The sequence below is a fragment of the Nocardioides phosphati genome (genome assembly GCF_014646375.1).
Lineage (GTDB): Bacteria > Actinomycetota > Actinomycetes > Propionibacteriales > Nocardioidaceae > Nocardioides > Nocardioides phosphati.
This window is the reverse complement of sequence record NZ_BMNI01000002.1, coordinates 16,652-33,959: the sequence shown is the minus strand read 5'-3', so window position 1 is coordinate 33,959 and position 17,308 is coordinate 16,652. Positions and strand designations below refer to the sequence as shown.

Annotated in this window: 18 protein-coding genes; 13 read left to right on the top strand and 5 right to left on the bottom strand. The window is 72.2% G+C overall.

The genetic code is table 11. The features are described from left to right. Nucleotides 1-95 precede the first annotated feature (95 nt). On the top strand, nt 96-1,055 hold the full coding sequence (locus IEX47_RS05060; RefSeq protein ID WP_188782932.1) for a DUF4192 domain-containing protein: 960 nt from the start codon (nt 96-98) through the stop codon (nt 1,053-1,055). Here the strand turns inward: IEX47_RS05060 and IEX47_RS05055 are convergent. Beyond that, nucleotides 1,026-1,448, bottom strand: a complete 423-nt coding sequence (locus IEX47_RS05055; RefSeq protein WP_188782931.1) for a hypothetical protein — start codon at nt 1,446-1,448, stop codon at nt 1,026-1,028. The genes IEX47_RS05060 and IEX47_RS05055 overlap by 30 nt on opposite strands. A 129-nt stretch (nt 1,449-1,577) precedes the next feature. Here IEX47_RS05055 and IEX47_RS05050 point away from each other — a divergent pair, with 129 nt between their 5' ends. The 7 genes from IEX47_RS05050 (at nt 1,578) to IEX47_RS05020 (ending at nt 8,433) form a co-directional block, all read left to right on the top strand. Further along, on the top strand, nt 1,578-2,615 hold the full coding sequence (locus IEX47_RS05050) for a phosphatase PAP2 family protein (RefSeq protein WP_229662641.1): 1,038 nt from the start codon (nt 1,578-1,580) through the stop codon (nt 2,613-2,615). After that, nucleotides 2,612-4,798 (top strand): glycosyltransferase, encoded by a 2,187-nt coding sequence (locus IEX47_RS05045; RefSeq protein WP_188782929.1) that lies wholly within the window; start codon nt 2,612-2,614, stop codon nt 4,796-4,798. The genes IEX47_RS05050 and IEX47_RS05045 overlap by 4 nt, the downstream gene beginning before the upstream one ends. A gap of 7 nt (nt 4,799-4,805) precedes the next feature. Next, complete coding sequence (locus IEX47_RS05040; RefSeq protein ID WP_188782928.1) at nt 4,806-5,543, top strand: PIG-L family deacetylase; 738 nt, start codon at nt 4,806-4,808, stop codon at nt 5,541-5,543. Between the two features lie 37 nt (nt 5,544-5,580). Next, complete coding sequence (locus IEX47_RS05035; protein ID WP_188782927.1) at nt 5,581-6,147, top strand: HhH-GPD-type base excision DNA repair protein; 567 nt, start codon at nt 5,581-5,583, stop codon at nt 6,145-6,147. A 315-nt stretch (nt 6,148-6,462) separates the two neighbouring features. Next, nucleotides 6,463-7,737: an RNA polymerase sigma factor gene (locus tag IEX47_RS05030; protein WP_229662697.1), complete on the top strand. Its 1,275-nt coding sequence runs from the start codon at nt 6,463-6,465 to the stop codon at nt 7,735-7,737. 137 nt (nt 7,738-7,874) lie between these two features. Then, entirely contained in the window at nt 7,875-8,033 is a 159-nt protein-coding gene (locus tag IEX47_RS05025) for a hypothetical protein (protein ID WP_188782925.1), read from the top strand. A gap of 7 nt (nt 8,034-8,040) precedes the next feature. After that, entirely contained in the window at nt 8,041-8,433 is a 393-nt protein-coding gene (locus IEX47_RS05020) for a DUF1304 domain-containing protein (RefSeq protein WP_188782924.1), read from the top strand. Between the two features lie 10 nt (nt 8,434-8,443). Here IEX47_RS05020 and IEX47_RS05015 read toward each other — a convergent pair whose 3' ends face one another. Continuing rightward, the gene (locus IEX47_RS05015; protein ID WP_188782923.1) at nt 8,444-9,802 is read right to left on the bottom strand and encodes an amidase; all 1,359 of its coding nucleotides are present in this window, start codon (nt 9,800-9,802) and stop codon (nt 8,444-8,446) included. A gap of 71 nt (nt 9,803-9,873) precedes the next feature. On the opposite strand from IEX47_RS05015, the gene IEX47_RS05010 reads away from it, so the two are divergent. From IEX47_RS05010 to IEX47_RS05000, 3 genes are all read left to right on the top strand, one after another. Next, nucleotides 9,874-10,566, top strand: a complete 693-nt coding sequence (locus IEX47_RS05010) for an AzlC family ABC transporter permease (RefSeq protein WP_188782922.1) — start codon at nt 9,874-9,876, stop codon at nt 10,564-10,566. After that, the gene (locus IEX47_RS05005; RefSeq protein WP_188782921.1) at nt 10,563-10,868 is read left to right on the top strand and encodes an AzlD domain-containing protein; all 306 of its coding nucleotides are present in this window, start codon (nt 10,563-10,565) and stop codon (nt 10,866-10,868) included. The genes IEX47_RS05010 and IEX47_RS05005 overlap by 4 nt, the downstream gene beginning before the upstream one ends. Before the next feature lie 164 nt (nt 10,869-11,032). Continuing rightward, nucleotides 11,033-12,937 (top strand): prealbumin-like fold domain-containing protein, encoded by a 1,905-nt coding sequence (locus IEX47_RS05000; RefSeq protein ID WP_188782920.1) that lies wholly within the window; start codon nt 11,033-11,035, stop codon nt 12,935-12,937. Nucleotides 12,938-12,985: 48 nt separating this feature from the next. On the opposite strand, the gene IEX47_RS04995 is transcribed toward IEX47_RS05000, so the two are convergent. The 3 genes from IEX47_RS04995 to IEX47_RS04985 all read right to left on the bottom strand — a co-directional run bounded on the left by IEX47_RS04995 (nt 12,986) and on the right by IEX47_RS04985 (nt 14,590). Next, entirely contained in the window at nt 12,986-13,831 is an 846-nt protein-coding gene (locus IEX47_RS04995) for an EamA family transporter (protein WP_229662640.1), read from the bottom strand. After that, on the bottom strand, nt 13,831-14,310 hold the full coding sequence (locus IEX47_RS04990) for a DUF456 domain-containing protein (RefSeq protein ID WP_188782919.1): 480 nt from the start codon (nt 14,308-14,310) through the stop codon (nt 13,831-13,833). The genes IEX47_RS04995 and IEX47_RS04990 overlap by 1 nt, the downstream gene beginning before the upstream one ends. 79 nt (nt 14,311-14,389) lie before the next feature. Beyond that, complete coding sequence (locus tag IEX47_RS04985; protein WP_188782918.1) at nt 14,390-14,590, bottom strand: DUF7455 domain-containing protein; 201 nt, start codon at nt 14,588-14,590, stop codon at nt 14,390-14,392. A 249-nt stretch (nt 14,591-14,839) separates the two neighbouring features. On the opposite strand from IEX47_RS04985, the gene IEX47_RS04980 reads away from it, so the two are divergent. Both IEX47_RS04980 and IEX47_RS04975 read left to right on the top strand, forming a co-directional pair. Continuing rightward, nucleotides 14,840-16,924, top strand: a complete 2,085-nt coding sequence (locus IEX47_RS04980; RefSeq protein ID WP_188782917.1) for a DNA gyrase/topoisomerase IV subunit B — start codon at nt 14,840-14,842, stop codon at nt 16,922-16,924. A gap of 10 nt (nt 16,925-16,934) precedes the next feature. Continuing rightward, entirely contained in the window at nt 16,935-17,306 is a 372-nt protein-coding gene (locus IEX47_RS04975) for a hypothetical protein (protein WP_188782916.1), read from the top strand. Nucleotides 17,307-17,308 lie beyond the last annotated feature (2 nt).

Below are 17,308 nucleotides of genomic sequence, written 5' to 3'. Positions count from 1 at the left end.
CCGCTTTTCGCGCACAGGGGATGCGGCGGGGTAGTCCTCCACCAGGTGCTGCCACGGCCCCGCGGGGTGGGGTCGTGGGGGAGCACCGTCGCTCCATGACCACCGAGACCACCCAGGCAGGGGCCGTCTTCAAGGCCCGCACCCCCGAGGACCTGCTGGCCGTCGTGCCGGCCGTGCTCGGCTTCCACCCCGAGGAGTCGCTGGTGATGCTCACCTTCGGCGGCCGACGCTCCTTCCACGCCCGCGTGGACCTGCCCGGGGAGCCCGGCCACGTCGGGCGGGTCGTCGACATGATGCTCACCCCGGCGTTGCGCCAGCGACCCGAGACCGTGCTCTTCGTGGCGTACTCCAGCGACGCGGCCCGCGCGGCCTCGACGGCGTTGCACGCGAGCGACGTCTTCGGTGCCCACGGCTTCGCGGTGATCAAGCCGCTCCGCAGCGACGGCACGTCGTGGTTCCACGTCAGCCCGGAGGAGGACCCCGCGCAGGCGACACCCCATCCGTACGACGTGAGCACGCACGCACTGACCGCGCAGTCGGTGCTCGACGGCCGGGTCACCCTCGCCTCGCGCGCAGCCGTGGCCGCGTCGGTGGCGGCCGACCCCGTGGCCGCCGAGGCGGTGCTGCAGGCATGGCTGGTGCAGCTGGCGGAGCCCCTGCCCGACCAGGACGAGGTGCGTGCGCTCGTCGCGCGGGGCCTGGCCGGCGGAGGTCCGCTGGCGGAGCGCGAGGTCGCGCGGCTGGCCCACGCCTGCCTCGACCCCGAGGTGCGCGACGCCGCCTGGTCGGAGCTGCGCAGGGAGACCGTGGAGGCGCAGCTCGACTTCTGGCGCGAGGTCGTCGTGCGCACGCCGGACGTGCTGGTCGCGGGTGTCGCCTCGGTCCTGGCCTTCGCCGCCTGGCTCGCCGGCCACGGGGCGCTGGCGTGGTGCGCGGTCGACCGGTCGTCCGCCGCAGACCCGGAGTGCTCCCTCGCCCGGCTCGTGGCCGACCTCCTCCAGGCCGCGGTGCCACCGACGGCGTGGTCAGACATCGCGCGCGCCACGCAGGCGTAGCCGCTGCCACGTGCGGGTCTCGCCGGTGACAGGACGGACCCAGCCCTGCTTGGTCACCACGGCGAACCAGGGGAGCGGCGCGCCCGACTCTCCGAAGGCCGCCCGGGCCGCTGCCTCCCACCCGGCGTCGAGGTCGTGCCCGCCGGGCTCGCCGACGCGCGTGAGCCAGACGGAGGGCCGCGCGTCCTCGTGGTGCATGGCGAGGAGGGTCAGCACCAGGTCGGTGCGCAGCGCCTGGTCGAGGCCGTCGGCGGGAGCGACGAAGACCTCGCCGCCGGGCACACCGACGTGGACGACGGGAGCGAAGACCCGCGCGCGGGTGCTGCGGCGGAGCTCGAAGACGAGGCGACGCAGGGCTGACTGCGTCGCAGCGTCGAGGGGAGCGGGGTCCATGGGCCGAGCCTGCCCCAAGCCACCGACAGCGGCCGGACGCCTTCCACAGGCGCTCGTTCCGGGTGCCCGAGACGTCCATGAATGCGCGTCTTCATGTGCAGTTCAGGAATATGTCGGCATGATGCAAGGGTGGACCAGCTGATTGCCCCTGAGAGCCCGTCCACCAGCGTCCCCTCGGAGGCCTCGTCTCGCTGGCTGTCGGGGCCGCTCCGCCTGTGGGCGGTGGTCGCGCTCTTCACCGCCCTCGGAGTCGCGCGGTCGCTCCAGGTCGGTGTGCCCTTCCGCGACCCGGGCGGCGCCTACTTCGTCGGTCGGCTGGAGCTGACGGCCGCGATCTTCGCCGGTTGCGTGCTCGCCGAGGCGGTGCTCCGCGCCGGCCTTCCGCTGTCTCCGTCGCGGACCTGGCGGCTGATCCGCGAGAAGTGGACCCCGGCCCGGCTGGCCTGGTCGTGGGTCGCGTTGCTGGCGTACCACGTGACCTACCTCGTCTATCACAACCTCAAGAGCTGGAACGACCTGCGCGACCCGCACGACCAGTGGCTGCTCGACGTCGACCGCGCCCTGTTCTTCGGCCACAGCCCGGCCGTCCTCCTGCATGACCTGCTCGGCGAGCACGCCGCGGCGTGGACGCTCTTCGTCTGGTACGAGACCTTCCCGACGCTCGTCGTCATCGCGTTCCCCGCCTGCGTGGCCCTGGCGACGCGTCTGAAGGACGCCTACGCCTGCATCGCGGCGTTCGTCTGGGTGTGGATGCTCGGCACCGGCACCTACTACCTGATCCCGACGCTGGGCCCGTTCCACTCGGCGCCGCAGGAGTTCGCGGGCCTGCCGCACATGCCGATCCAGGACACCCAGGCTCGCTACATGCAGCAGTGGGACAACCTCCGGGCCGCCCCGCACGCGGATGACGCCTTCGCCCAGGTGGCTGCGTTCGCCAGCCTCCACGTCGGCGTCGCGGCCGTGATCATGGGCGTCCTCTGGTGGCACCGCCTCCGCCTCGCGACTGCCGTCATGGCCGTATTCGTGGCTGGCACCATGGTCGCGACGGTCTACCTGGGCTGGCACTTCTTCGTCGACGACCTCGCCGGCCTCGCGATCGCGGCGCTGGCGTGGACGCTCGGCCCGCTGACCGTCGGCGTACGACGGAGGCCGGTGCGCGTGTCATGAGTGACCCGGCGAAGCGGCTCTGGGCGCGCGTCCGCTTCCTGGTCTCCTGGACGCTGGCGCTCGCGGTGGTCGGCATCGCCCTGCCGCGCGCGGTGGACGTCTCGTGGCACGGCGTGGTCCCGGTGCTGACGTCGCTGCACTGGACCGCGCTCGTCGTGCTCGTGGCGATCTGGTTCCTCGGGCTCTTCGTCCACTCGTTCGTGCTCACCGCGGCGGCGCCGAGCCTCACCCACCGGCGCGCCCTCACCCTCAACGTGACCGGCAGCGCCGTGTCCAACGTCGTCCCGCTCGGCGGTGCGGCCGGGGTGGAGCTCAACCGCCGGATGATGCGGGGCTGGGGGATCGAGGCGCACTCGTTCGCCGGCTACACGTTCCTGACGAACCTCTGGGACGTCCTCTCCAAGCTGCTCCTGCCGATCATCGCCGTGGCGGTGCTGGCCCGGTCCGACGAGACGGTGACGACGCCGCTCAAATGGGCCTTCATCGTCGGCGCGGTGGCGTTCGCCGTCGTCGCCGGGCTGGCGGTGATGCTGCTCGGCAGCGTCCGCTGGGCCACGCTGCTGGGCCGCGCGATCCAGCGCGTCCTGCGTCCGTTCTTCGGCCTCGCCGGCCGCCCGTCGCCCGACGTCGTCCACGCCCTGCTCGAGACGCGCCGCGAGTGCGCCCAGCTGGTCGCCAACGGCTGGCTGCGCATGTCGCTCGGCATCCTCGGCTACGTCGCGCTGCAGTGCATCCTGCTCGGCACCTGCCTCGAGCTGACCGGCGCGGAGGTCACCCGGGTCGACGTCCTCGCCGGCTTCGCGGTCGAGCGGATGCTCACCGTGCTTCCGGTGACGCCGGGCGGTGTCGGCGTCGCTGACCTCGGCCTCGTCGGCGTCCTCCTCGCCCTGGGCGGTGACCCGGCGGGCGTGACCGCGGCGGCCGTGCTGTACCGCGGCTTCGTCTTCGCTGCCGAGATCCCCGTCGGCGGCGGCACGCTGGGCCTCTGGCTCCTCGGCCAGCGACTGCAGGCGCGCAACGCCCCGCTGCGGCTGCGGGAGCCGGGGGAGACCCGCCGCATCGCCCACGTCACCGACGTCTTCCTGCCGCGCCTCGGCGGCATCGAGACGCACGTCGACGACCTGGTCCGCCACCAGCGGGCCGTCGGCATCGACGCCGAGGTCCTCACCCCGACCCCCGCCGGTGCCGGCCTCGACCCTGAGTGGGTACGCCGGATCCCCGCCGGCGCCGCCCGCGCCTCCATCGCCGACTACGACGTGGTGCACGTCCACGTCTCGATGTGGTCCCCCTACGGCGTCGGCGTCGCGCGCGCGGCGATCGCCGCCGGCGTACCCACGCTGCTGACGGTGCACTCGATGTGGGCCGGTGCCGGCGGCGTGATCCGGCTCGCCGCGCTGGCCGGTCTGCGCCGCTGGCCGGTCGCCTGGTCCGCCGTGAGCGGTGCGGCGGCTGACACGTTCCGGCGCTCGCTCGGTGACACCGAGGTGGCCGTGCTGCCCAACGCGATCGACGTTGACGACTGGCGTGACCCGGTTCCCGCGCTCGCGGAGGCCGTGCCGGTCGTGCCGGCTCCGCGCGGGCCGATCACCCTGATCTCCGTCATGCGGCTCATGCCGCGCAAGCGCCCGGTGCACCTGGTCCGGCTCTTCGAGTCGGTCCGCGCCGCGACGCCCGGTGTCGACCTGCGCCTCGTGATCGTCGGCGACGGCCCGCTCCGGCGCCGCGTCGAGCGCCGGGTGGCGCGTGCCGGCCTCGGCGACGTGGTGCGCCTGACCGGTCGCCTGACCCGCGAGCAGGTCCTCGATGAGCTCCGCGCCGCCTCGATCTACGTCGCACCCGCCCCGAAGGAGTCCTTCGGCATCGCCGCCCTCGAGGCGCGCTGCGTCGGCCTCCCGATCGTCGCGAGCAGGGCCAGCGGTGTGGGCGAGTTCGTGCGCCACCAGGAGGACGGCCTGCTCGTCGGCGGCGACGCCGAGATGGTGCGCGCCCTGATCCGCCTGGTCGCCGAGCCCGGCCTGCGCGCCCGCATCGCCACGCACAACCGCGCGGTCGCGCCGCCGTTCGACTGGAGCGACGTGCTCCGCCAGACCGAGGACCTGTACGCCGTGGCCGCCGCCCGTGCCGAGGTCGCCACCGCGACGACCGCGCCGCGCGAGGCGGAGCTGGTCGCCGAGGAGGCCTGACGCCGCGATGGCGACGATCGTCTCGCTCCACGCGCACCCCGACGACGAGGCACTGCTCACCGGAGGCTGGCTGGCGCAACGGGCACGTGCCGGTGACCGCGTCGTGCTCGTCTTCGCCACCGACGGCGATGCCGGGCTGAGCGACCACGACGGACCGCTGGGCGCTCGCCGGCGGGAGGAGGGCGAGGCGTCCGCCCGTGCGCTCGGGGCGGCCCGCGTCGTCTGGCTCGGTCACGCCGACTCCGGCATGGCCCACGCGCCCACGACCTGTCCCGGTCGCTTCGTCGACGTGCCGGTCGCGGAGGCCGCCCGGGCGCTCGCCGCGGTCCTCGACGAGGAGCAGGCCGACACGCTCACCGGCTACGACGCAAACGGCGGCTACGGCCATCCCGACCACGTCGCCGTGCACCACGTCGCCCGGGCCGCGCAGGGCCTCGCCAGGCGCCGGCCGGTGCTGCTCGAGGCGACCCGTGACCGCCGGGGCCTGGTGCGGCTGCTCCGCGTCCTGCGTCCGCTGGGGCCGCTGCTGCCCGGTCTGACGCTGCCCGCCGGCGAGATCTACGCCGACCCGGCCGACGTACGCCTGGTCGACGTCCGTGACGCGGTCGACGCCAAGCGCGCGGCCCTCGCCGCCCACGCCAGCCAGGCGACCGGGGGAGTGCGCACGGTCCGGCTGCTGCTCGCCCTCCCCGGCCCTCTCGCGCGCCGCGTGCTCGGCCGCGAGTGGTTCGTCGAAGTTCCCTGAGGCACGGCCTCCTCGCGCCCTGCGGCAGGATGGAGCCATGGCCTTCCAGATCGCCCAGGACCCCGCCGCCGACCAGGTGCTCACCGACAGCGCGTTCGCGCTCCTCGCCGGCATGGCGCTGGACCAGCAGTTCCCGATGGAGCACGCCTTCCGCGGCCCGGCGAAGATCCTCGAGCGCTTCGGCAGCATCGACCCGCGCGACATCGCCGCGGCCGACCCGGAGTCGTTCGCTGCGCTCTGCGCGACCACGCCCGCCATCCACCGCTTCCCGGGCTCGATGGCGGCCAAGCTCCAGGCGCTCGCGCAGGTCATCGTCGACGAGTACGACGGCGACACCGCGCGGCTGTGGAACGAGGCGAAGGACGGCAAGGACCTGCTCAAGCGGATGACCGCGCTGCCGGGCTTCGGCAAGCAGAAGGCCCAGATCTTCGTGGCGCTGCTCGCCAAGCAGGTCGGTGTCCGTCCGGAGGGGTGGGAGGCCGCCGTGGGTGACTACGCGCTCGAGGGCCACCGCTCCGTCGCGGACGTCGTCGACGGTGTGTCGCTGCTCAAGGTGCGGGAGTACAAGCAGGCCAAGAAGGCTGCTGCGAAGGCTGCGAAGTAGTCCACGCCGCGCCTCACACCGGGCGGTGGCGAGGAACGTTGGGAAGCCGTGGCAGACTATGCCCGCGGCTCTTGACGACAGCGGGACTTGCCGCGCCCCAAACCCAGATTTCTCCAAGAGGTGTTCGTGTCGCGCAACCTGCTTCCGGCCGAGGTCCTGTCCCATCCTGAGATCGTCGGGCTGGTGACCATCGCGGAGCCGACCGGCACCGTGACCCCCGAGCAGGTCCGCAAGGCGGCCGAGGCCGCCGCCATCGAGCCCCGCCACCTCAAGGCGCTGCTCGTGCACCTGTCCGCCGAGGGCATCACGGTCGCGATGAACGCCGACGACCACAAGGCCGTCGCCGCCACCGCTCCGCGCAAGACCGCCACGGCTCCGGCCAAGAAGGCCGCGGCGGCCCCGGCCAAGACGGCTGCCGCTCCGGCGAAGAAGGCCGCTGCCCCGCGCAAGACCGCGGCGCAGAAGAAGGCCGAGGCGGCCGAGCTCGTCGAGGTCGAGGTCCCGGCTGCTGCCGTGGTCGGCCCCGACGGCAAGAAGATCCTTCCCGACCTTCCGGACGAGGCGTTCGAGAAGGAGAAGGACTCCGAGGAGATCAAGGAGGTGGAGAAGGAGTCCGAGTCCTTCGTCATCTCCTCGAGCGACGACACCGACGAGCCGGTCCAGCAGGTCATGGTCGCCGGCGCGACCGCCGACCCGGTCAAGGACTACCTCAAGCAGATCGGCAAGGTCCCGCTCCTCAACGCCGAGATGGAGGTCGAGCTCGCCAAGCGGATCGAGGCGGGTCTCTTCGCCTCCGAGAAGCTCGCCCAGGGCGGCAAGATCTCCCCGAAGCTCCTCGACGAGCTGGAGTGGATCACCGCCGACGGCGGCCGTGCCAAGAACCACCTGCTCGAGGCCAACCTGCGTCTCGTCGTCTCCCTCGCCAAGCGCTACACCGGCCGCGGCATGCTCTTCCTGGACCTGATCCAGGAGGGCAACCTCGGTCTGATCCGCGCGGTCGAGAAGTTCGACTACACCAAGGGCTACAAGTTCTCGACGTACGCCACGTGGTGGATCCGCCAGGCGATCACGCGCGCCATGGCCGACCAGGCCCGCACCATCCGCATCCCGGTGCACATGGTCGAGGTCATCAACAAGCTCGCGCGCGTCCAGCGCCAGATGCTCCAGGACCTGGGCCGTGAGCCCACCCCGGAGGAGCTGGCCAAGGAGCTCGACATGACCCCCGAGAAGGTCATCGAGGTCCAGAAGTACGGCCGCGAGCCGATCTCGCTCCACACCCCGCTGGGTGAGGACGGCGACTCCGAGTTCGGCGACCTGATCGAGGACTCCGAGGCGATCGTCCCGGCCGACGCCGTGTCGTTCACGCTCCTCCAGGAGCAGCTGCACGCCGTCCTCGACACGCTCTCCGAGCGTGAGGCGGGCGTCGTCTCCATGCGCTTCGGCCTCACCGACGGCCAGCCGAAGACCCTCGACGAGATCGGCAAGGTCTACGGCGTCACGCGCGAGCGCATCCGCCAGATCGAGTCCAAGACGATGTCGAAGCTGCGCCACCCGTCGCGCTCGCAGGTCCTGCGCGACTACCTCGACTGACCGCTCACTCCGAGCACGTACGACGCCCCCGGCCGCTGTGGTCGGGGGCGTCGTCGTATGGGGGCCCTGCCCGAACCAACACGTTGACGTGTCATCGAGCACCGTTTCCGCAGGTCGGCGAGATAGTGGATACGTCAATGTGTCGGTTCGGGCCGCAGGACCCGTGGGAGAGGCACGACGCGGTGTTCGTGTCCGGCCTGGCCTGCGTCCTGGGCCTCGTCGCGGCCGTGCTGGGCAGACGCTGGTGGCGTGCGTCCGGGGGAGTCGCGGACGCCGACGCCCGGCGTACGCCATGATCAGCGCATGCTGACTGCTGCCGCGGTGTTCGCCGCCCTCGCCGGGCTCCTGCACGTCTACATCTGGGCGATGGAGTCCCTCGTCTTCACGACGAAGGGCCGCAAGGTCTTCGGGCTCACCGCGGAGGAGGCGGCCAACCCCAACGTGCAGTCGCTCTTCTACAACCAGGGCTTCTACAACCTCTTCCTGGCGATCGGCACGCTGGTCGGCGTCGGCTTCGTGCTCGCCGACGGGGGCCGCCCGGGCCCGGCGCTGATCGTCTTCGGCACCGGCTCGATGCTGGGCGCTGCGATCGTGCTGGTCACCCACGACGCGAAGATGCTGCGTGGTGCGGTCGTGCAGGGCACCTTCCCGCTGGTCGCGCTCGCGCTCCTCGCGGTCCACGCGTTGACCCGCTGAGAAGTACCCCCTAGGCGAGCGGCGCCGTGCGCGGCCACGGCTGGCCCGCCTCGAGCTGGCCTGCCTCGATCTGGGCCGCCACGGCCAGGAGCCTGGCTTCCGTGCCCGGGCGTCCCACGAGCTGCACCGCGACGGGTCGCCCCTCGGGGTCGAGACCCGCGGGGACGGTCATCGCCGGCCAGCCCACGATGTTCCACGGCGCGGCGAACGGCGCGAACCGCGCGTTGGCGGCCACGGACCGCAGCCAGCCGCGGCTCGACCAGGCCTGCGCCTTGACGGGCGGCTGCGCCAGCGCCGGTGTCAGGAGCACGTCGACGTCGTCGAAGAACGCCTCGGCGCGCGCCCGCCAGGCCTCGCGTCGCTTCGGCTTCGGGTGCCCGCGTCGTGCCAGCGCGCGCCCGATCGCCGCGTGTCGGCGGTTCCGCTTCTCCAGGCTTCCCGGATCAGCGAGCAGGTCGGCCTCCTCGGCGGTGCCGGTCGTCCACAGCGCCATGCCGGTGGTCGTCAGCAGCGTCGCGGAGTAGCGCGGGGTCTGGTCCGTGACGCGGTGTCCGGCGTCCCGCAGCAGGTCCGCGACGCGCTCGGCCGCCTCGCGCCAGGGCGCGGCGACCGGTGTCATCGGCGCGGGGGCGCGGGTCGAGAGCGCGACGCGGAGCGCCCCGGGAGCCCCCACCTCGGCCAGCTCGGGCCGCCCTGCCAGGACCGCCAGCATCAGCGCGGCGTCGGCCACCGTGGTCGCGAGCGGACCGTGCTCGGACATGCCATTCCAGTGGCTGGTCCGGTCGTCGCTCGGCACGACGCCCGAGCCCGGCTTCATGCCGACGAGGCCACAGCACGCAGCCGGGATCCGGATCGAGCCCATCCCGTCGTTGCCGTGTGCGATCGGCACGTCGCCCGCAGCCACAGCGGCCGCGGAGCCACCGGAGGAGCCCCCGGGCGTGCGGTCCGGGTCCCACGGGTTGCGGGTGATGCCGAACCGGGAGTCGGTGACGCCCCAGACGCAGAGCTCGGGGACCCGGGTCAGCCCGACCACCACCGCGCCGGCGGCGCGGAGACGGCGTACGACCTCATGGTCGGCGTCGCGCGGGGTGGGGTCGGTGGCGAGCGACCCGTCCCGCAGCGGCTCGCCCGCGACCGGCACGGTGTCCTTGATCGCGACCGGTACGCCGGCCAGCGGCAGGGTGGACCGCTCCGGGTGCTGGTCGATCGCGTCGGCCTCGGCCAGTGCCGCCTCCGTCCGGACCACCTGCCAGGCGTTGGTCACCGCCTGGCTGCGGGCGATCCGCTGCAGGGCCCGGTCGGTTGCTTCGCGTGCGGTCAGGCTCCCGGCACGGACGGCGGCGGCGGTCTCGACAGCGGTCAGCTCCATCCCTGCACGGTAGCGACCGCCCCATCGCTCCCCGCGCACAAACCGGTTGACCGGCCCGGGAGGATCGGGCCATGAGACGCCGCGGGATCCTCGACGCCGTGCCCCTGTTCATCCCGGCGATCCCGTTCGCGTTCGTGCTCGCGGTCGCGATCCTCGACTCGGGCGTCAACGAGATGACCGGCCTCTCCAGCTCCCTCATCGTGTACGCCGGGGCCGCGCAGCTCACCCTGGTGACCCTGCTCGGCGCGGGCGCCGCGTGGGCGGCGGTGACGGCGGCGTTCGTGGTCAACACGCGGCACGCGCTCTACTCGCTGGCGCTCGCGCCCGCGTTCCAGCGGCAGCCGGCGTGGTTCCGGTGGGTGGGGTCGGCGCTGCTCATCGACCAGATGTTCGTGCTGGCCGAGCCGCACCGGGACGACGACCCCGACGACTTCCGGCGCTACTACCTCAGCGCCGCGCTCTTCATGCTCGTGGCCTGGAACCTGTGCACGGCGGTCGGCCTGCTGGTCGGGCCGTCCGTGCCGACCGACTGGGGGCTGGGCTTCGCGGTGCCGGTGATGTTCACCGGGATGCTCGTGCCGGGTCTCGTCGGCGCCGCACCGCCGAAGGTCGTCGCGGCTGTCGTCGCCGGTGCCGCCACCGTCCTCGCCGCCGACCTGCCCAACCGCAGCGGACTCCTCGTGGGCGCAGCAGCGGGTGTCCTCGCGGGTCTTGCGGCCGCCCGCCTGGCGCCGGCCAGGTCGCCGCAGGAGGTCGACGCATGAGCGACCTCGCCGCGGTCCTCCTGGTCGGCCTCGGCACCTTCGCCAGCCGCGCGGTCTTCATCCTGGGCCTGGCCAACCGCCGCATCCCCGCGCGGGTCCTCCAGGCGCTCGAGTACGTCGGCCCCGCCACGCTCGCGGCCCTCGTCGCCTCCCTGCTGACCAGCGAGGGAGGCTCGGGCATCGGGTGGCCCGAAGCGGCCGGGCTCGCGGCAGCGGTCGCCTGCGGCCTGCGGACCCGCAACCTCACGGTGATCCTGGTGGTCGGGATGGCGGCGTACTGGGTGGTGGGCGCGGCCGCCTGACCCCGGCTCAAGGGCCCCAGCCCGGGGTCCTGCACTGGGGAGGGCCTGTCCGGGCCCGCTCAGGGAGGCGATGGGCAGCAGCCGCCGCCGAGCGGAGAGTCGAGAGGTGCGCCGGCCCCATCCGGGTGGCCTCGTCGGGGGCGTGAGACATGGGGAGTACGTCCATGGACGTTCGCACGAACCGGACGGCGCGTCGCCGCGTCTTCTCCGCAGCAGCCGCCCTGCTTCTCGCGGGGCTCGGCCTCGCGGCCACGACGGCGCCTGCGAGCGCGTCGGTCTCCACTGACGGTGGCTTCGAGTTCGCCGACGGCAACCTCGCCCCGCAGGCGTCGATCAACAACGACTGGAACAGCTTCGCGCCGGTCACCTGGACCGGCACCGCGCCGTACCGGGTCACGTCGAAGAACGTCGGTGGCTGGACCCTGGGTGGGCTCGAGGACGCGCAGTCGGCGACCTCCGACACCGGCTTCGCCGGGGGCACCAAGCAGGACCAGGACTGCGCCACGCTGGCTCCGTCCAAGGCACCCAACAAGGACGACCTGCAGCGCGTCTACCTCACGACGAAGCTCGTCGGCGGTGACGTCTTCCTCGGCCTGAGCTGGATCCGGATCCCGCAGAACACCACCTCGCCGTCGGCCCACATCGGCTTCGAGTTCAACAAGGCGCAGAACGGCGCGTGCGCGGGCAGCGGCCTGGTCAAGCGCACCGCGGGCGACATGCTCGTCGTCTACGACTTCGAGGGCGGCACCGACGACCCGGTGATCACCCTGCGCCGCTGGACCACCTCCGGCGCCTGCGAGGTCGCCTCCGACGCCGCTCCGTGCTGGGGCGTGGCCGACAACCTGACCGACCTCGGCTTCGCGGAGGCGAAGGTCAACGCCGTCGCCGCCGTCACCGACACCCTCAAGCCCGGTGGCGCCAACCCCGGCATCAAGGAGTTCGGCGAGGCCGGCATCAACCTGACCGACGCGCACGTCTTCCAGCCCAACCAGTGCGAGTCCTTCGGCAAGGCGTATGCCGTCAGCCGCTCGTCCGGCAACTCGGGCACCGCACAGATGAAGGACCTCGTCGGCCCCGGCAACTTCACCATCAGCAACTGTGGGGCGATCACGATCCACAAGGCGACCGAGAACGGCGACGACTCGTTCAACTTCGACGCCACCGGCGGCCTGACGCCGGCCACGTTCGACCTCTCCGGCGGCGGCACGCAGTCGTTCACGGACGCGCAGCAGGGCAGCTACACGGTCACCGAGGACATGACGACCGGCCAGGCGACCACCGGTGGATGGAGCCTGCGGGCCCTCACCTGCACCAGCACGGGCACCGGCACCTCGACCGTCACGAACCTCGTCACCAGGAGCGTGTCGATCACGCTCGCGGCGGGAGGAACGGTGGACTGCACGTTCACCAACCGGCAGAAGCTCAGCCCGACACTGGCCACGAAGCTCAACGGCGACCAGCCGAGCATCTCGGTCCCGGTCGGCTCGAGCGTCCACGACACCGCCACGCTCAGCGGCGCCTCGGCAACCGCCGGCGGCACGGTGACCTACACCGCGTACACCGACAGCGCGTGCACCACCGGAGCGCGTGACGCCGGCACGAAGGCCGTGACCAACGGCGTCGTCGCCGACTCCGACGCCCTCGCGTTCACGAGCGCAGGCACCTACTACTGGAAGGCCGTCTACACGGGTGACGCCGGCAACTTCGGCGCCATGAGCACCTGCACCGACGAGGTGCTGACCGTGGCGCCCAGGAGCCCGGCGGCGACGACCGCGCAGCACCTGAAGCCGAACGACTCGTTCGCGCTGACCGGCGGCTACAACGCCTCGGGTGACGTCACCTTCGCGCTCTACAGCCCGTCCGACGCGACGTGCGCGGGGACCCCGGCGTACACGGAGACGGTGGCGCTGGCCGGCGACGCTGCTGCGACCACGAACACGACGTTCGTCGCCTCGGCGCAGGGCGTCTGGCGCTGGAAGGTCGTCTACGTCGGCGACGGCAACAACCACGGCGTCACCCTCGGGTGTGGCGTGGAGCAGTTCACGATCGACAACGACAGCACGTCGTAGCCGACCCCGACAGCCCGGCCGCGGCACCTGTGCCGCGGCCGGGTCATGTCATCCCGCAGCGACGAGCGCGACGGCGACGCCGCAGAGCGCCAGCCCGATCGCCTGCCCGCCGAGCACGCGCTCGCGCAGCACGAGCGCCGCGAGCAGGATCGTGAACGCCGGGTAGAGCGAGGTGAGGATCGACGACACCGTCAGCGACCCCTGCTGGGCGGCCAGCATGAAGGCGCCGGTGGCTGCCAGGCCGAGCAGCCCACACACCACCCCCGCGTACGCCGCCCGCTCGCGCGGCACCCACGGCGCGCGCGCCGCGACGGCCAAGGCGGCGACGACGACGGCCGCGGCGAGCTGGTTGACGCCGAGCGGCAGGAAGCCGCTGCCGTCGTGGACCTGGCCGAGCGCGGCGAACTGCGCACCGAAGCCGAGGCCGGCGAGCACGCCGTCGAGCACGCCCGTGGAGCCGGACGCGCTGCTGGACGCGCTGTCGGCCCGCGGGTCACGCGCGACCAGCCAGATGCCCGGCAGTGCGCAGGCGATGCCGACCCAGACCAGTGCTCCGGGCCGCTCGCCGAGGGCCAGGCCGACCAGCACCGGAAGGACCGCCGCGCCCACTCCGGAGATGGGCGCGACGACGCCCATGCGCCCCGAGGACAGGCCGCGGTAGAGGAAGGCCGTGCCGACGCCACCGCCGATGCCGCCGAAGGCCGCCCACAGCAGGTCGGCGGACGTGGGGGAGCCGGGCAGCACGGGGCCGAGCGCCACCACGAGGAGGCCGGCCCCCAGGGCGGCCGTGAACGCGACCGCCCACGGTGAGGCCCTCCGGGAGAGCAGCCCGCCGGCGAAGTCGGCGACGCCGTAGGCGATCGCCCCGCCGAGCGCGAGGAGCACGACCACCATCAGGTGCTCACCGCACCGACGACCAGCGCGGTCACCGCTGCGAGCCCGAAGCAGAACTCGATCAGCATCGAGAGACCTACCGCCTTGACCGCGTGCCACGTGGACGCGCGGGCCGGACCGGCGCCGAGGCGGCGTGACTCGGCCAGGAAGACGCCCAGGACGAAGCCGAGCGGCAGCCCGATCACCGGGACCACGAAGAAGCCGACGACACCGACCACCGCGCCGAGCAGCAGCGTCGAGCGGGGCACGCCCGCAGCCTTCAGGCGGCGTCCGGGGACGGCGTACTGGAGGAAGGTGCCGGCGAGGCCGAGGGCGACGACGACGGCGGCGAACCACCACGCGGTAGAACCAGTGACGGTGGAGGCCCACGCGATCGAGGTGCCGACGATGAGGATCGTGCCGGGCAGGACCGGGACGAGGATGCCGACCAGGCCGATCGCGGTGAGGAGCAGGAAGATCAGGTCGTAGCGGAAGTCCACGGGGTGACTCTCTCAGAAGACGCGACCGGCCCCGGTCCGCCGCAGGGGCAGGACCGGGGCCGGTCGTGAGGTCAGTCCGTCAGGAGGAGAGCTTGGCGGTCTCGTCGACGACGTTGACGGCGACGTCGCGGAGCTTGTCCTCGTGCTCGCGGGCGTGGTGTGCGCAGAAGAGCAGGTCGAAGCCGGACGCGAGCTCGACCTTGAGGTAGGCCTGAGCGCCGCAGCGGTCGCAGCGGTCGGTGGCGGTCAGGGTGCTGGCGGGAGCAACTGCTGTAGTCACAATCGGCCTCGTTTCTTCCGTGGTGCCCGGCTCAACGAGCCATCGGGGTAGATGATTCCCCGGATGTCTCGTGGCTCCGGCCACATCCTCACCTGCTGGACATCTTCCCGGTGCCCAGAAGTGGTTGCTTCCAAGTGTGGGGGCGATGGGTGCTGGTGTCCGGCCAACATACAAACCCGGGCAAGCGAATTCCGCGCAAGGCGTGCCTGCCGGGCCGCGTGGCGTGTCGCCGGTAGATTCACGCCTGACATGACTGCTGTGAAGGACACCGAGATCGACAACTCGTACAACGCCGCGCACCTCCTGGTCCTCGAGGGCCTGGAGGCGGTCCGCAAGCGCCCCGGCATGTACATCGGCTCCACCGACACCCGCGGTCTCATGCACTGCGTGTGGGAGATCATCGACAACGGCGTGGACGAGGCGCTGGCCGGCCACGCGCACCGTGTCGAGGTGACGCTGCACGGCGACGGCTCCGTCGAGGTCTACGACGACGGTCGCGGCATCCCGACCGACAAGGAGCCCCGCACCGGCCTGACCGGCGTCGAGGTCGTCGCGACCAAGCTCCACGCGGGCGGCAAGTTCGGTGGCGGCTCCTACAACGCCACCGGTGGCCTCCACGGCGTCGGCCTCTCGGTCGTCAACGCACTGTCCTCCCGGATGGACATCGACGTCGACCGCTCGCCCTCGCAGCAGGGCATCTCGTTCCGCCGCGGCGTGCCCGGTGTCTTCGACGGCGACAAGCCGACCGCAGCCTTCACACCCACTGCCGGCCTGACCCGCAAGGGCAAGCGCGTCGCCAAGGGCAAGAGCGGCACCCGGGTGCAGTTCTGGCCGGACCGCCAGATCTTCACCAAGGACGCCGACTTCGTCTACGACGAGCTCGTCACCCGCGCCCGCCAGACGTCGTACATCGTGCCGGGGCTGGAGCTGGTCATCAGCGACCTGCGCGGCAGCGAGCCGGTCACCGAGAGCTTCAAGCACGAGGGCGGCATCGCGGAGTTCGCGGAGTTCCTCAGCAGCGGCGAGCCGGTGACCGAGGTCCTGCGCCTCCAGGGCACCGAGACGTTCACCGAGACCGTGCCGATGCTCGACGAGGCCGGCCACATGACGCCCCAAGACGTCGAGCGCGAGCTCTTCGTCGACGTCGCGCTGCGCTGGTCCAACAACTACGACACCGAGCTCCGCTCGTACGTCAACGTGATCGCGACACCCAAGGGCGGCACCCACGTCAGCGGCTTCGAGACGGCGGTGACCAAGGCGTTCAACGACGTCATGCGCTCGGCGAAGGTGCTCAAGGTCAACGACACCGACGTCATCAAGGACGACGTGCTCGAGGGCCTCACCGCCGTCGTGACGGTGCGCCTGGCCGAGCCGCAGTTCGAGGGCCAGACCAAGGAGATCCTCGGCACGCCGGCCGCGCGCACCATCGTGCGCAAGGTCGTGATGGCCGAGCTCAAGAAGTGGCTGACCTCGACGAAGGCTGCCGACAAGCGTCAGTCGAAGCTGGTCATGGAGAAGGTCTCCGGCGCCGCCAAGACCCGCATCGCGGCGCGCACCCACAAGGAGACCCAGCGCCGCAAGAACGCGCTGGAGTCCTCCGCGCTGCCGGCCAAGCTCGCTGACTGCCGCAGCAGCGACAACGACCGCACCGAGCTCTTCATCGTCGAGGGTGACTCCGCGCTCGGCACCGCCAAGCTCGCGCGCAACTCGGAGTTCCAGGCGCTGCTGCCGATCCGCGGCAAGATCCTCAACGTGCAGAAGGCCTCCGTCGCCGACATGCTCAAGAACACCGAGTGCGCCTCGATCATCCAGGTCGTCGGCGCCGGCTCGGGTCGCACGTTCGAGATCGAGCAGGCGCGCTACGGCCGGATCATCTTCATGGCCGACGCCGACGCCGACGGCTCGCACATCCGCTGCCTGCTCGCGACGCTCTTCATGAAGTACATGCCCGAGCTGATCCGCGCCGGCCGTGTCTTCACGGCCGTGCCGCCGCTGCACCGGATCGAGATCGTGCAGCCGAAGAAGGGCCAGGAGAAGTACGTCTACACGTACTCCGACGACGAGCTCCAGCGGAAGCTCGCGGAGCTGAAGAAGAAGGGCGCCCGGGTCAAGGACCCGGTGCAGCGCTACAAGGGCCTCGGCGAGATGGATGCCGACCAGCTGGCCGAGACGACGATGGACCCACGCCACCGCACGCTGCGCCGGATCACCGTCGACGACGCCGAGGGTGCTGCCCAGATCTTCGAGCTGCTGATGGGCTCCGACGTGGCTCCGCGCAAGGAGTTCATCGTCCAGGGCGCCTACGAGATCGACGTCGACGCGCTCGACGCGTGACACTCGACCGGTGACTCCCGCAGCGGCCCGGGCCGCCGTCCTCAAGCAGCTCAAGGCACGCGGCTTCAAGGCCCGTCGTGGGCACCTCCGCCTCGGCGTCGGCGACCTCTGGTGGTACGTCGACGCGCGCATCGCCGGCGTCGGCTCGGCCGCTCAGGTGGTGGCCGAGGTCGGTTGCTGGACCCCCGACCTGCCGCCGGAGCCCGACGGGGGAGCCGTCGACTGCCCCTTGCTCCTCGACGTGGTCGTGGGCGAGGCCGTGGCCGACACCGATGCGCTGGTCGACCGGGTCTCCACCATCGGCGACCTGGCCACCCTCGGGCAGCGCCTCGACGACCTCCCGGGCGCGCTCGTCGACAAGGCGCTGCGCGACCTGCTCTGACG